Below are 14,301 nucleotides of genomic sequence, written 5' to 3' on the forward strand. Positions count from 1 at the left end.
ATTATTTCACTTATATTTTTTTAGTGCCTTAATGGTGCACGCATGTGCAGAAGCTTTATTTTTGCATTTCTTAAGTCCTTGCGCACACTCCGGATCCATAAGTACAAATTCAACCCAGGATGCAAAGTCGTTCTTTGTTGTGTTCGCATGATAATTAAATTGATCCTTTGATAATTTTTTGAGAGCATTACTTAAGTCTTTAAGATTCGCGAGTGTCGGCCCATTGTATACCCAAAAGCATTGTGCTTCTGAAGCATTGACCATGTGCTTACTTTCTTTCCCTTTGTTTTTTCTTGACGGCATTTGTATACTCGTTTTTTTAGCTACTACTTTTTTTACTTTTTTCTTTATTATTACCATAGTGATTTTATAAATTCTATTAAATGCATGTCCTGATACATGATGATATATTTATGGTGCCGTTGCTTTCTCTTTATTCTTATGGGGTATACGAAGCCTGAGATCCCCTAATGCATTCATGAACGATATGAATGCTTCATAGGGAGAACTGTAGGGGTTAAAATATTTATGAACATCGCCATCAGCAAACCATTTTGTGCACATATAATAAAAATGGTCGGAGGTCTGCATCTTTCTCCAGGTATCGATTAATGCTTTATTATTTGACCCGAGAACTGTTTTTTCTAGATCATAAAGCTTGCGAATTGCGTCGTTTTGGATTGGATTTGAAAGCCATGCAGAGAGATCTCGTTCAATGTCTGCCCAGGAAATAAAATTATGGACATCGAGTTCGGAAACGGGGTTATATCGATCGATTGCCTCCGATGGTGTGACAAAATCATTGTCTGGATGTTTTAAAATTTCACCCGGGAGATGTCTCAAGAATTCAAAAATGCCAGTATCTTCCCATTGATGTTCTCCAAACGTTTCATAATCCATAAAAAGATTTACGAGATTGCCATTTCCATTGACTGCTGATACCCACTGCGAAAACTTTGGCGCAGTAAGAGGATAATCTTTCCAATCACGAGATGAAAATCGAAATGCGATATCATCAGACAAGCGGTAATTTTTGAGCAAGACAGAAAGATTTTTGGTACCCTTGGGACGATAGAGAAAATTAGGACTTCTCCAACCCATAATATGATCTGCTCCTTCAGCCAAAATACCCTTGTAGCCCATTTTTTCTATTTCAACCGCTAGACTATTGTTGTAAATGAGCTCTGTATTTCGAAACACCTTAGGTTTTTGTCCAAAGTGCTCCATTATTTTATCTTTATGCATTTTTACTTGCGTACGAAACTCTTCCGGCGAGTACAAAAAAGAAAGAGAGTGGTAGTATGTTTCACTTAAAAATTCTACATTCCCCGTTTCCGCAAGATCTTGGAAAGATTCCAGAGTTTCTGGAGAAAATTTCTCTAGTTGCTCCATAAGAACACCTGAAAGAGAATAACTCACCTTGAAATTAGGATGTTTTTTAATGAGTTCAAGTATTGTACGATTTGCCGGCAAGTATGATTTGCGAGCAACTTTTTCAAGAATGCGACGATTATTGAGATCGTTCTCGGAATTGTCGTTGAAGTACGCGTCGTCATGACCAATGTCAAAAACACGAAAATGTTTTATCCGGTAAGGTTGATGAACTTGAAAATAAAAACAAACTGAGGGCATGAAATTAAATTTAAAATTAAAAAATCAAAATTAAAAATGACAAAGCAGAAACAAAAAGATAAGACGGCTCCTTTGTTTCTTTGTTTTTAAATTTTGCACTGTAATTTTGCATTTGTTATATATTATACAGCAAATTGTTGATTCGACAGAATTTGTTTGTAAAGATTAATACACTTGCGTGCGGACTCTCTCCATGTCACCTTACTTGCTTCATGCTTACCATTATCGCGCAGGGTATCTTTCAGTGAACCATGATTGAGAACACTCACAATCTTGTCCGCCATATCTTCAGTATCCCAAAAATCACTCTTGAGAGCATGGATAAGCACTTCCGAAACACCACACTGTTTTGATATAAGCACTGGTGTGCCACTCAATATAACTTCAAGCGGAATAATGCCAAATGGTTCAGATACAGAGGGCATAACATATAAATCTGCTGCTTGATAAATAGCAGATAATTCATCCCCACGAAGGAATCCTGTAAATATTATCTTGTCAGAAATACCCAGGTAGGCGGCTTCTGTCATTATTTGATGTTCCATATCACCAGATCCTGCCATAATAAATATGGCGCTAGGACAATATTCGAGAACTCTTTTTGCTGCACGTATAAAATATTCGGGGCCTTTTTGAATTGTAATTCTTCCCGCGTAGAGAACAATTTTTTTATTCATCTCTCTAAAGTGTGTGACTATGTGACGGAGATCTTTTTTCCAATCGTTTTCGTCAACACCATTATGTACCACCTCTATCTTATTTGGATTAATTCCATAATGCTCTACAATTTTTTGTTTCGTCATATTACTCACCGCAATAATTTTATCCGCAAAATTAAGTCCGCGTCGCTCTATTTCGTACACATTTTGATTTACTCTCTGTCCCCCCGTGCGATCAAACTCCGTTGCATGTACATGAACAATCAAAGGTTTTCCACTTACTTTTTTTGCTTCAATACCAGCAAGAAATGAAAGCCAGTCGTGCGCATGAATAATATCAAATTTTTCTTTTTTTGCGATTCTTCGAGCGGATCGCGCATAACGTTCAACCTCTTCAAGAAGTGTCCTGCCGTAAATATCGTTTTTAATATGCTCGCGGTCAAGCACATATTCTTCGGAAGTTACATACGGATATAGGAGTGAGTTTACTTCCTGAATTTTTATCGCGTGTTCATCTGCAAATAAAATTTTGATATCTGATGAGTGTACGTTAAATTTTTTAGGTAATACAAACGTAATATGTACACGACTTTGCGTAAGTGCTTTGGAAAGACCGTAACAAGCGGTCCCAAGTCCACCGCTGTTATACGGAGGAAATTCCCACCCAAACATTAATACCTTTATGTTCATTGCGCGTTATTATTGTATTCAATAAATGTACTTAGATAACTTAAAAAGAAGAGTGATGCCAATCTACATGGAATATAGTATACACCATTCACTTCTCGGTGTAGAGATGTGAACAAGTTATTTATCCACAGATTGAATTGTTGCGGTTGAAATTATTTTTGCTTACAGCCTATTTTTTTAAAAATTATTCCATCTAAAATCTGAAAAGGGCAATTTTGAGCCTTTTTATATAGTATTTTAGTGAATCTTATTTTTACGAGTGATAGTTAACGTTACGCCTTCTTGTTTTAAAAGTAAGAGTTTCATCGCACTTCCCCTATTGTAACCCCCCAGATTCCCGTTTGAGTAGATTACACGGTGACAAGGAATGCGTGGATTATAATTTTTACTTATGATGTTCCCGACAGCACGACAGGCGCGTGGAGACCCTGCTCGTGTGGCAACTTCTTTGTACGTAAGCGTACTTCCACGAGGAATAGCAGAGACGATTTTTAATACACACTCACTGAATATCGCGCTGTTTTTTCTCATACTATGATAGTATACAATAGTAACACCATCGGTCGAAATTAAATATTAATAAACTTACAACGTTATGCTTAATAATCACTCTTACAATATCCTTCTTCAACTCACCGAAGAAAATAAAAGCCTTTGGCGAATCAAGGATGAGTATGAAAAAGATTCAGATAACTGCGCAGACTGTAAAGCATTCTGGAAGAAACTTGAACAAGAAAAAGAAAATCATATTCTCGAGCTTACTGAATTAGCAAAAAAGCACCTCTAAGGTGCTTTTTTGTTTCCTTGTATTCATCAAAATAAATATATCAATTACTGCTCAACTACAACCACCGTACCTCGATCACTTTTATTGTTTTCGTTGTGATATGCCCAATTGCCAGCTTCGTTAAAAACAAAATCATACGTAACTCCTCTTCCAACTGTTTTACTTTGATTGAGGGCACTGTATGTTTTGTCTTCTTGCAGATCAGCAAAAATGCGCATAGCTTTATCGGAATTATTTATAAATCTGACACCTTTTCCCTTTTTGATTTGAAGAGTTGTTGGCGAAAATCCCCCGTTCGTGTAATAAATGACATAGAGACCGTCTTTGGTCATTGTTTGAACAACTGGTTTTGGTTGAGGACTTGGTTTTGACACTGTCGGAGTTTTTGGTACGATTTTAGTTTCCGTTGAAGTATTTGTTGTCGTAACCGTTGTTGACGATGTGGTTGCTTCTGGAGTAAAAATTGCGTCATTGTTGTTCACTGATGATTTTTCAAAAACATAATATCCTATTAAGATAATTATGACGCCAACGAGAATAAGGCTGACTTTATTGTTTTGTAGATTCATGTTAATAAAATCTGACTAGTAATATGTATTACGCATAATAATAAGATGTATGTAAGCACAAAGCAAGCCCCACCTAGGTGGGGCTTGCTTTGTGTGAATATTCTCTAGCGTTAAAATTTAACCAAGATCTTTCTTTTTAGACTCGTATTCACTCTTATCAATCTCCCCTTTTGCGTATCGTTCCTTCAAGGTATCAAGCACGCTTTTCTTGAAACAGCTTCCTTCTTTGCCATGTCCAAAATGTCGCACCAGAAGAACAATGCCAGCGATTATCAAAACCCACCAGAGGATCATGAACACTCCGCCAAACCAGCCCCAATGTCCAAATCCAAAGTTCATCATATTGTTTTTTGAATTTTTACCAAAGGGAGACGACCCATCTTGATCCATCCATGCGGTAGACCATCCTCCCATCATAGGCATCATGAAATTTTCAGATCCTGTAGGAAATGCTGCGCTTGTATCACACCCAGAAAGACGCTTGCCGAGCACAACGTGCATCGCCTCTTCACCTTCTTCGCCCATCATCTGTGTTATTCTCTGATTCATTGATACATGCGCATTTCCCGTCATTTGCCCCATAAAATATTCGCCAAGCGCTCCGAGCTGTTCATCTGAAAGCGATGTGCACACCGTGGTCCCTGCTTGAAGTTTGCCCCAGACTTCCTTCCCTTCTGCTTCTTCTTTTGCAGTATGATCATCAGCACCTGTAGCGCTTTGTTCCGCCATCATCCCTTGAGCAGAAGCGGCGCCAAGAGGAATCATAATGAGGAATGCAAACAGTGCAATATATTTTTTCATATAGTTTTAGCTGTGAGTTATATTAATAACATATAGTATCCCACAAAGAATGGCCCGACGCCAGCATTCTTTTTACCGAGGTGGCTAAAGGGTACTTTTTCCCCAACGGATCTTATTCCAGACGCGTTCATGGAAAAAATAGAATACCGTATGCATAATACCAAAGAACGAAATCGCGATAAGTGTTACATCATAGCGATGCGTGATCAGAAATATAATAATTCCGTCCGACACAAGAATAATTGCACGAAATGTGAGTGCTTTGATGATTGAACGCTTGGTATGTTCAGAAAATGCCATAACAAAATATTAAGTAAGATTTTTAAAGTATAACAGTTGCACTGATTTTATTACACACTTACATTATACCTCGCAATAAGCACTGCTCTGGTGATGAAAAGTATTAGTGGATCTTCTCAAGATCTTACTATTGATAAGAAAGTAGCGATAGTCGGTTCTGGGAGTTTATCTCTTCCGGCACTGAAATATTATTAGAATATTAGAACTATAATTACCCCTCCATTCCCTCCAATTTCCCTATCCAACTACATTTCCATTTGTTTCATAGAGCTATGAACTTCCGATGCGCCCATAACCTCTGCCATAGATTCATCTCCCATTATTTCCAAATCCTTTCCTTTCATAATTATCCCTTCCTCTTTATACTTTGATCCCAATTCTTGCATTATTATACCACTCGATTTCATCATTTCCGCCATCTTTTGAATGGTGGCCGCTTGGTCGTTCATCATCACAACCGAGTCTTGCAACTCCTTTGTTTTATCTCCATTATCAGTCGGACTCTTCCCAAATGAATATCCAGCACTGGCACCAATAATGAGAGCGATTACTATTCCAAGGACCAAATTTGTATTGTTATTCATATTATTTTTTATTAATTTGATTAATTAGTTATGACATCAGAATCCCGATGACACCATTTCCTTTTCTTGTAATACCGTTTTTTTTCCGAAACGATAGAATAATGCAGGCGTTAGGAAAAGCGAAATGATCGTGGAAGAAATCAGCCCGCCAAATATTACAACCGCTAATGGATTGAGCATCTCCTTACCTGGATCACCACCCGAAATAATAAGTGGGATAAGAGCAAGTGCTGTCACGAGTGATGTCATCAGGACTGGGACAACGCGGTCAAGTGTTGCTTTCACAATTGTCTCTGGAATAAATGGTAAACCTTCCTTTTGCACAAGAGACAAACTGCGACCAATGAGCATAATGCCATTTCGAGAAACAATTCCGGCAAGCGAAATAAATCCGACGAGATGCGCAAGATTCACCGATCCGCCCGTTAGCCACACGCCAATCATTCCACCAATTAAAACTGTTGGAATATTAGTCATTACCAAAAGCACAATCGGTATCGACTTAAACGCATGATAGAGCACACCGAAAATCATCGCTATCCCCACAATAAATACTAGGGCTAATTGGCGAGAACTTTCTTTTTGACTTTTGTAATTTCCTTCAAAGGAAAGTGTCACCCCTATTGGGAGTTTTTGCGATAGAAGTGCGGCTTTTGCTCCCCCTACCGCTCCCACCACATCAGTACCTTGGTAATTGGCAGAGACTACCAGCACCCGTTTTCCTCCTTCATGATCCTGACTATTGAGGCCGCCCTCAACCCGAATATCCCCGACACTTCCCAATGATTTCGCTCCCACAAAGGGGAGGGCGAGATCACGCAAAGATGCCATCGTTCCTTTTGACTCCGCATCATAACGCACGACAACATCGACTGATGCGGCCCCGAGACGAACTTGTCCTAATGTATCCCCCATAAGCCCCATCTCAATATCACGGGCAACCTCACCAGAAGATAGGCCGTATTCTGCCAGGCGATTTCTATCAACATAAATACGAAATTCCGGGACAACAGTATTTTGTTGAATACGGGGATTTTCAATTCCTTTTTGTTTTTTAAGCTCGGCGAGAACTTGTTTGGCGGCATTCTCCATTTTTATCGGATCATCGCCAAAAACTTTTACCACGATAGGTGCTCGCACGCCCGAGAGAAGCATCTCCACACGATGCGTGATTGGCTGTCCCAGACTAAAGTCAGCATCACCGAATCTACCAAGCACTGCCTGAATGTCCACGAAGATTCTCGTGCGCTCGCCCTCAAATCCAGGCTTGAGCGCGATCTGCACCTCACTTGAGTTAGCACTTCCTCCGTGAGGATCAGCAGATGCTCGTCCGGCAATATTGCTCACTTGGCGCACTCCTTTTACTTGAAGCAGGGCATTTTCAAGCTTTATCACATATTCATTCGTTGTGGAAAGCGCCGTACCGGGTGGCAAAAAGAGCATGACCACCATCGACCCTTCATTAAATGGTGGAATTCCTTCCTTACCGGCAAAGAAATACATTCCGACCGTGAGAAAGAGGGCTATTACCGTGATACTTCCAATTATTTTCACATTGGTGATACACCAATAGATCCACGGCGTTATGCGTTCTTTGATTTTTTGTACAATCTTTGTCTCTTTCTCGTGCCCGGCAAGCGATTTGTCGTTAAGTAGGAGTGCGGAGAGTACAGGTGTCACCGTAAGCGACACTACCATAGACGCAACAATAGAAACAAGATATGCAGCCCCGAGAGCCACGAGAAGTCGTCCTTCAATACCCGGCATAAAGAATATCGGGATAAACACCACCGCAACAAGAATGGTCGCGTAGACAATTGAATTACGAACCTCTGTTGAAGCGGACAAGATGACGCCTTCATAATCTTCTTTTTTGTCGGAAGATATCCACAAGCGCAAGCGGCGAAAAACATTTTCAACGCCAACAATCGCATCATCAACGAGTTCACCCACCGCAACTGCGACACCACCCAAAGTCATTACATTTATCGAGAAGCCAAATACCTTAAATACAATCGCGGTAATCAGAATAGATAGGGGAATTGCAGCCAATGTAATAATAGTCACTCTTCCGTTCATAAGGAAGATAACGAGAACTAAGATGACCAGTATTGTGCCATCACGAAGAGCTCCTTCAACATTCTTCAAGCCTGCACGAATAAAATTCTCCTGTCGAAAAAGATTCGGGTGAAGTTCTACTCCGGAAGGAAGGCTTGCGGAAAGTGATCTGAATGTTGTATCTATTGCATCGGTAACCGTGAGAGTCTGCGCATCTGGCTGTCTAATGATTCGTAATATAACACCGGACTTGCCATCAATTGCTCCGCTTCCGCGAATAATACTCGGTCCCTCAATAACCGCCGCAATATCACCAAGACGAACGGGGCTTTCGTCCATCGGATTCTGACCGATAGAAATGTCCCGTAAATCAGCGGCTTCGGTTGGTGCAATAAGGATACGGATAGAATATTCTTTTCCCCCCTCCGTAAGAAGACCTCCGCTTTTATTTACGAGAGCATTTTCTACATTTTTACGGATGTCATCAAGCATTATCCCATAACGGCGCATGCGTTCGGCATTGATATTAATCTGCCACTCGCGAACATCACCACCCATCACCAAAACATTTGCCACACCTTCCGTTTTAAGTAATGCGGGGCGAATGGTCCAATTTGCAAGAGTCCGAAGTTCCATCGGGGTTATTTTAGAATCAGATGAGCTTATCCCGATCCACATAATCTCCCCCAATAGAGATGTTGACGGACCGAGAATTGGCTTTACGCCGAAAGGCAATATTGCTTGCGCCAAGCGTTCTTGCACTACCTGTCTATTGCGCAATGTATCACTCCCCCAAGCAAATTCCATATTAACTGTTGCTTGTGCAAATGATGCATTACTTCGTATTCTTTCGACACCAGGAGCCCCGGCAATTACTGCTTCAATAGGATTAAGAATGAGTCGTTCGACTTCTTCGGCCGCCATACCTGGACTTTCCGCAAAGATCGTGACTGTTGGCTTGTTGATATCGGGAAGAATATCCACTTTCATGGTAGCAATACTCCACAACCCTGCGATGGTCGTAATTCCAGCTATGACAAGCACGGTGATTTTATTTCCAAGGGACCAAGAAATGATTTTGTTAAACATATATTTTGGATTACATCCCCGGCATATTTTCATGCCCGCCCGACTTAGCAGGGAACGTTGCGGCGCCATCTTTTGATACGGGATCTTTTATGGTGTCATCAAGTAGTACGCCCTCGTAAATATCTGCGGTAGGGCTTATGATATAGCGATCACCATTTTTAAGCCCCTCATACACTTCGATTGAGGCGCCGAGCGTACGACCAATAATTATCTTTTTTGCAAAGATTCTCCCCCCTTCTGATACGCCCCACACATGTGGTACGCCCTCTTCACTCCACCACACTGATGAAATTTCAATAATGGGATCACGTGAGCTTTGTGGAGCAATAACTCGCACCGATGCATTGACTGGCCAATCCACTGGCGTCAAAAATGTCGCGTCAGCCATATATGCACCAGTAGTGTCAAGCGACGTGCCGATGCCAAATACTTTAACGTTTTGAATATCCTGCGAAAAACCTGGTCGCACAACAGATAATGTCGAGCCAATTTTTGGAAGTTTTACATTACTTGGAATACTGAAGCGTACAAACCGCTCGCCGATATTACCAGTATTAAGCGAAGCAACGGGCATACCCGGACCTACGAATTCCCCCACCTTTTTAGTGATAGTTGAAATTACGCCCGAGCGCGGAGCAGGAATAAAGAGGCCTCCATTAATACTCCGTTCAACGGTTGCGTAAGAGGCCTCTGCAGCTTTGACCTCTGCACGTGACATTGCGCGTAATCGTTCATTGTCTGCAATTTTTTCATTAATTTCTCTCCACATAGTTTTATACTCGATCTCTGTTGTCGTGATCTCCGCGAGCATCGTGAGAAATTTTTCCTGATCTTCACGCATCATTGTTCGAATATCAGTGATCTCGGAGCTCTCCTGTGTCGTGTTCGCGAGACGAACCGCCACCGCAAGGTATTCCCGAGCAGAATCAAACGGAAATACATCTGGATTATTCAACTCTTTGGCGAGCCTCATAAAAGCAAGTTCGTATGCATTTTGATTTGATTGATCAAGTTGTCCATATTGCCTATTGAGACTGCCAAATCGGAACGAGGAAGGAGTTGTGGCATTACTCGCAACACTCCCATGCTTGAACAAAATCTGGTCAATAAAAACACGAACGTTTTGCTTTTGCGCACTCACGGTATTTTTGATTTGCACCCCGCTTGCCTCCTTTTCAAAAGAACTCGAAAGTGTTTTGAGTTGCTCTATTGTTTTTTCAGTAAAGATTTCTGTAGTTGTTGCTTGCGCTCGGGCGCGAGCCAAGAGCTCTGCTTTGTCTGCAAGCATAGATATGAGCTCTGGTGTTGCTGGTGGCGGAGAAAGTTTACCGAGCGTCTGACCTTCGTTTACCCACTGACCGATTTTTACCCTCCATTCAACAATTGTCCCCTCGCGCTGTGGTTGTATGGGAATATTCCCAAGTGAAACAATCTCCCCGGACCACGAACTTCCTGGCGATTCAGTACCTGTTGCAATTTCAGCGCCTACGGTTGCAACACCACGCATCTTGGATGAGTCGTCGGAATCTTCCATACTTAACGCGACCGATGCCTGCATCGCGCGCTGATTAAACACATTCTTGCTGGCAAACGCCGTACCAAAAACAGTGAGTGCGAGAACCGCGAATACCATTCCTGCCATTTTTTTATCACCCGATAGACGAGTAATAATTTTTTTAATAATATCATTCATATTTTTTCAGTAGTTAATTAATTTTCTAAAAACAACAAAAAAGCGCGCTTGAGGCGGCTTAAGAAGGCAAAAGAAAAACTGTCGGGTTGTGACCGTTATTCTTTCGCCTTAATTCAGAGATGGACTATTTACCAAAAGAGACAACCAGCGAGTAAGTGCCTGCGGTCGGTACAGTTTCGCGGTAAAATTGCGAGACAAGATAAACAGTTGCGGGGTGAGGTGTATTCTTAATATATACGTCAATACAACCAGAAGAAAGACAACCGCCAATACTTGTGTGACAATCGAAGAAACAATACCATTAGTAAACGCCTGATACATTGAAAGAGAATGCGAGAGCGCAGACAAAGCGCCTGAAGAGCAAACAGAAATAGGGAGCGACGCAATTGGGCAATTACTGCTCATTACGCCATCTGCGCTGTGTTTCATTGCAAAAAAACCGAAAATGCCTATTCCGATAATCCCTAGAATTACTATGAGTGCTATACAATATTTCATACTATTCACGCTATTTATACTATCGTACTCCTTGGTTACCGTAATTACAAGGGCTGTCTTCGTAAGAGTACTGCATTGAAAGCCACAATAACAGTACTCAAAGACATGAACACCGCCGCAATCGCTGGCTCTAAGAGTATACCTTTAAATGCCAAAACACCAGCCGCAAGCGGAATTGCAATCACATTATACCCTGTTGCCCAAAAAAGATTTTGAATCATTTTTGCGTATGTGATCTTTGAGAGCCGAATGATCTTTGGAATATCACGGGGGTCATTTCTCACAAGAATAATTCCCGCCGATTCGATTGCCACATTCGTCCCTGCTCCAATGGCAATACCGACATCAGCTTGAGTAAGTGCCGGTGCGTCATTCACGCCGTCACCAACCATGGCCACCTTCAAACCACGAGACTGCAAAAGCTTCACCTTCTCCGACTTCTGCTCCGGAAGTACGCGAGCAAAATATTCGTCGATGCCAAGTTCTTCCGCAACCCATTTTGCCACGTCTTCCGAATCACCCGTGATCATAGCAGTCTTGATTCCCATCGCGCGAAGACTGTTGATCGCTTCGCGTGACTCCTCGCGTATGACATCAGCAAGCGCAATCGCGCCGAGCGCTTTGCCATCCCGTATGACAACATTTATTGTTTTACCTTGGCTCTCTAGCACGCGAACTTTTTCTTTGATATTACCCTGAAGCGCCGCGTTGCGCTCCTCCGAAAGCGACGTACTTCCGATGATTGTTTCCACGCCATTGACTAGGGCTTGAGCACCCTTCCCTGGTATCCTTTCAAAATTCTTCACCGACAGAAGCGCGATGTTTTTCTTTTTCGCTTCTTCCACCATCGCCCTTGCAAGCGGATGCTCGGAGAGACTATTCACCGAGGCGGCGTATTGCAGAATTTCGGCTTCATTCCCTTCCGTCACGGGGATAAGCGCGTCAATCCCAAACTCCCCGCGAGTAAGTGTTCCTGTTTTGTCAAATAAAACGACATCGATGTTGCGCGCGGCTTCAAGTGCAAGGCGTTGTTTGACGAGAAATCCATTCCGCGCTGCTTTCGTTGTTGAAATGGATGCAACGAGCGGTATTGCGAGCCCAAGCGCGTGCGGGCAAGCAATGACAAGCACCGCGACCATACGATTAATGGCAAATGCGACGTCAGAGAGCGCAAGCCACGTTGCAAATGTGATGCCACCAGTAACCACCGCGATGATGGTGAGATAATACGCCGCGCGGTCGGAGAGCATCTGGAGCCGTGACTTTGAACTTTGCGCCTCCGCGACAAGGCGCATCACGCCGGCCAAAAATGTTTCGGCGCCAATCTTCGTCACCGTCACTTGGAGAGAACCGTCGCTAAGCGTCGTGCCAGCGATCACCGCATCGCCTTCTTTTTTTGGCACAGGTTTTGATTCGCCGGTCGCAATGGATTCGTTCACGTCCGAGACTCCATCTTTCACGACGCCATCCGCAGGAATTCTGCCGCCCGGTTTTACCAGCATCAGATCGCCCTTCCTCAATTCCGAGAGTGCGATCGTCTCCACCTTCCCGTCTCGCACAACCTCTGCTTGGTCCGGCAAGAGTTTTGATAGTTCTTGAAGAGCACCCCGCGCTCCCGAAACGGCACGCATCTCAAGCCAGTGTCCCAAAAGCATGATGGTGATGAGCGTCGCGAGCTCCCAAAAAAGTGTCTCGCCTTCCCCAATGAACACAACGGCGACGCTATACACATACGCCGTAGTAATCGCAAGCGAAATCAAGGTCATCATTCCCGGCAAGTGCGCTTTGAGTTCCCGATATGCGGACGCGATAAATATCCATCCGCCATAAAAGAAAATGATTGAGGAGAGAATAAACGGTAGATACTCCGAACCAAAAAACTGCGGAGCTTCCCAATTAAGAAGTTTCTGCGCGATGTCGGAATAAGCGACAATTGGGATAGACAAAATAAGACTTACCCAGAACTTAACCTTAAAGATACTTGTGGAATGCCCTTCGTGTTTATTGTGTCCATCGCCATTAACTGTTTTTATTTTTTGCATTCTTGGCACCAGATTCATCCCACACGCCGAACATATTCCTGGCTTGTCAGAAACAATTTTGGGATGCATCGGACAGGCGTAAGAAACCCCGAGAGAATCTCTTGTGCTTGACTCCCGGTTCGTGTGGTCATGTAGTGAGTGGTCCATGACAATTAAATAATTTCTCCCTGTTTCTCAAGCATCATGTGGTGAATCGTTCCAATCGCAAGCCAAATTGCAATAAGAATAAGAATTCCAGCGCAGAGCAGTGCATCCACTTTTGTAATACCAAACACAAGATTATCAGACCCACCTAAAATTGCGCCCGCAAATGTAGTAACTCCAGTTAACCCCACAACAACGCTTATAATATGCATTGCTTTTGATAGTTTCATATTTTTGAATTAAATTAATTGTTAACCAACCGTAATGTATAACTTTTTACCTCATGCATGATTTATGATTTTTGCATCTGTTTCATGTGACGATTAAACTCGACAATTTTTTGCGCGATATAAGCAATTCCGCCAACATTAAAGATGATACCAACCCAGAAAAGTTCTGTCTGGTATTGGCCAATAATGCTTACGAATCCAGTGATACCTAGCACGGGAAGAATGTTTGCAAGATAATGCGCGCAACAAGAGATCATGGCTGCAGTCGAAGTTGTTCCGGAGATAGCGACGACTGCCTTAGGCCCGTTGCCATGTGCCACCGCTTGCTTGAGGTAACTGTAAAGACCGATCTGAATGCCGAATCCGACTGCCAAACCCAGAATGAAATACCAATACGCGTAAAATTGGCTCAAGGTGAATTCCCAGCCGGAAATAAACGTGACCACGAGAAAGAATACGGCAAGCATTGTGATTGCCGCTGCGATTCCCTTGGTGACTGTTTGGATAATTGTTTTAGACATAACT

The 14,301-nt window shown here is 42.5% G+C and carries 15 protein-coding genes; 1 reads left to right on the forward strand and 14 read right to left on the reverse strand.

What is annotated here, in order from left to right:
• Positions 1–6: 6 nt before the first annotated feature.
• From Q7S11_02315 to Q7S11_02330, 4 genes are all read right to left on the reverse strand, one after another.
• Positions 7–360, reverse strand: coding sequence for a hypothetical protein (locus Q7S11_02315; protein ID MDO8572585.1), 354 nt, complete (start codon positions 358–360; stop codon positions 7–9).
• Between the two features lie 51 nt (positions 361–411).
• A complete protein-coding gene (locus Q7S11_02320) occupies positions 412–1,632 on the reverse strand; it encodes a glycoside hydrolase family 57 protein (protein MDO8572586.1) in 1,221 nt (406 codons plus the stop codon).
• A 122-nt stretch (positions 1,633–1,754) separates the two neighbouring features.
• Positions 1,755–2,981: a glycosyltransferase family 4 protein gene (locus tag Q7S11_02325; GenBank protein ID MDO8572587.1), complete on the reverse strand. Its 1,227-nt coding sequence runs from the start codon at positions 2,979–2,981 to the stop codon at positions 1,755–1,757.
• Positions 2,982–3,218: 237 nt separating this feature from the next.
• The gene (locus Q7S11_02330; GenBank protein ID MDO8572588.1) at positions 3,219–3,512 is read right to left on the reverse strand and encodes an MGMT family protein; all 294 of its coding nucleotides are present in this window, start codon (positions 3,510–3,512) and stop codon (positions 3,219–3,221) included.
• Positions 3,513–3,576: 64 nt separating this feature from the next.
• On the opposite strand from Q7S11_02330, the gene Q7S11_02335 reads away from it, so the two are divergent.
• Positions 3,577–3,768, forward strand: a complete 192-nt coding sequence (locus Q7S11_02335; GenBank protein ID MDO8572589.1) for a hypothetical protein — start codon at positions 3,577–3,579, stop codon at positions 3,766–3,768.
• Positions 3,769–3,812: 44 nt separating this feature from the next.
• Here Q7S11_02335 and Q7S11_02340 read toward each other — a convergent pair whose 3' ends face one another.
• The 10 genes from Q7S11_02340 to Q7S11_02385 form a co-directional block, all read right to left on the reverse strand.
• Entirely contained in the window at positions 3,813–4,337 is a 525-nt protein-coding gene (locus tag Q7S11_02340; protein MDO8572590.1) for a cupredoxin domain-containing protein, read from the reverse strand.
• Between the two features lie 117 nt (positions 4,338–4,454).
• Positions 4,455–5,138, reverse strand: a complete 684-nt coding sequence (locus tag Q7S11_02345; GenBank protein ID MDO8572591.1) for an SHOCT domain-containing protein — start codon at positions 5,136–5,138, stop codon at positions 4,455–4,457.
• Positions 5,139–5,222: 84 nt separating this feature from the next.
• Positions 5,223–5,438, reverse strand: coding sequence for a DUF2061 domain-containing protein (locus Q7S11_02350; protein MDO8572592.1), 216 nt, complete (start codon positions 5,436–5,438; stop codon positions 5,223–5,225).
• 245 nt (positions 5,439–5,683) lie between these two features.
• Positions 5,684–6,022 carry a hypothetical protein gene (locus Q7S11_02355; GenBank protein MDO8572593.1) on the reverse strand — a complete coding sequence of 113 codons (339 nt, stop codon included), beginning with the start codon at positions 6,020–6,022 and terminating at the stop codon, positions 5,684–5,686.
• Positions 6,023–6,058: 36 nt separating this feature from the next.
• Positions 6,059–9,169: an efflux RND transporter permease subunit gene (locus Q7S11_02360; GenBank protein MDO8572594.1), complete on the reverse strand. Its 3,111-nt coding sequence runs from the start codon at positions 9,167–9,169 to the stop codon at positions 6,059–6,061.
• Positions 9,170–9,179: 10 nt separating this feature from the next.
• Positions 9,180–10,862: a hypothetical protein gene (locus Q7S11_02365; GenBank protein MDO8572595.1), complete on the reverse strand. Its 1,683-nt coding sequence runs from the start codon at positions 10,860–10,862 to the stop codon at positions 9,180–9,182.
• Between the two features lie 108 nt (positions 10,863–10,970).
• Entirely contained in the window at positions 10,971–11,360 is a 390-nt protein-coding gene (locus Q7S11_02370; protein ID MDO8572596.1) for a hypothetical protein, read from the reverse strand.
• A gap of 44 nt (positions 11,361–11,404) precedes the next feature.
• On the reverse strand, positions 11,405–13,549 hold the full coding sequence (locus Q7S11_02375; GenBank protein ID MDO8572597.1) for a heavy metal translocating P-type ATPase: 2,145 nt from the start codon (positions 13,547–13,549) through the stop codon (positions 11,405–11,407).
• A 5-nt stretch (positions 13,550–13,554) separates the two neighbouring features.
• Positions 13,555–13,776 (reverse strand): hypothetical protein, encoded by a 222-nt coding sequence (locus Q7S11_02380; protein MDO8572598.1) that lies wholly within the window; start codon positions 13,774–13,776, stop codon positions 13,555–13,557.
• Positions 13,777–13,838: 62 nt separating this feature from the next.
• Entirely contained in the window at positions 13,839–14,297 is a 459-nt protein-coding gene (locus Q7S11_02385; protein ID MDO8572599.1) for a hypothetical protein, read from the reverse strand.
• Between the last annotated feature and the right edge of the window lie 4 nt (positions 14,298–14,301).

This window comes from bacterium, from assembly GCA_030648955.1.
Lineage (GTDB): Bacteria > Patescibacteriota > Minisyncoccia > Phycocordibacterales > JAUSHB01 > JAUSHB01.

Coding starts and splice junctions, on each gene's coding strand:
- Q7S11_02315 (MDO8572585.1), bottom strand. CDS start 360: ATGGTAATAATAAAGAAAAAAGTAAAAAAAGTAGTAGCTAAAAAAACG.
- Q7S11_02320 (MDO8572586.1), bottom strand. CDS start 1,632: ATGCCCTCAGTTTGTTTTTATTTTCAAGTTCATCAACCTTACCGGATA.
- Q7S11_02325 (MDO8572587.1), bottom strand. CDS start 2,981: ATGAACATAAAGGTATTAATGTTTGGGTGGGAATTTCCTCCGTATAAC.
- Q7S11_02330 (MDO8572588.1), bottom strand. CDS start 3,512: ATGAGAAAAAACAGCGCGATATTCAGTGAGTGTGTATTAAAAATCGTC.
- Q7S11_02335 (MDO8572589.1), top strand. CDS start 3,577: ATGCTTAATAATCACTCTTACAATATCCTTCTTCAACTCACCGAAGAA.
- Q7S11_02340 (MDO8572590.1), bottom strand. CDS start 4,337: ATGAATCTACAAAACAATAAAGTCAGCCTTATTCTCGTTGGCGTCATA.
- Q7S11_02345 (MDO8572591.1), bottom strand. CDS start 5,138: ATGAAAAAATATATTGCACTGTTTGCATTCCTCATTATGATTCCTCTT.
- Q7S11_02350 (MDO8572592.1), bottom strand. CDS start 5,438: ATGGCATTTTCTGAACATACCAAGCGTTCAATCATCAAAGCACTCACA.
- Q7S11_02355 (MDO8572593.1), bottom strand. CDS start 6,022: ATGAATAACAATACAAATTTGGTCCTTGGAATAGTAATCGCTCTCATT.
- Q7S11_02360 (MDO8572594.1), bottom strand. CDS start 9,169: ATGTTTAACAAAATCATTTCTTGGTCCCTTGGAAATAAAATCACCGTG.
- Q7S11_02365 (MDO8572595.1), bottom strand. CDS start 10,862: ATGAATGATATTATTAAAAAAATTATTACTCGTCTATCGGGTGATAAA.
- Q7S11_02370 (MDO8572596.1), bottom strand. CDS start 11,360: ATGAAATATTGTATAGCACTCATAGTAATTCTAGGGATTATCGGAATA.
- Q7S11_02375 (MDO8572597.1), bottom strand. CDS start 13,549: ATGGACCACTCACTACATGACCACACGAACCGGGAGTCAAGCACAAGA.
- Q7S11_02380 (MDO8572598.1), bottom strand. CDS start 13,776: ATGAAACTATCAAAAGCAATGCATATTATAAGCGTTGTTGTGGGGTTA.
- Q7S11_02385 (MDO8572599.1), bottom strand. CDS start 14,297: ATGTCTAAAACAATTATCCAAACAGTCACCAAGGGAATCGCAGCGGCA.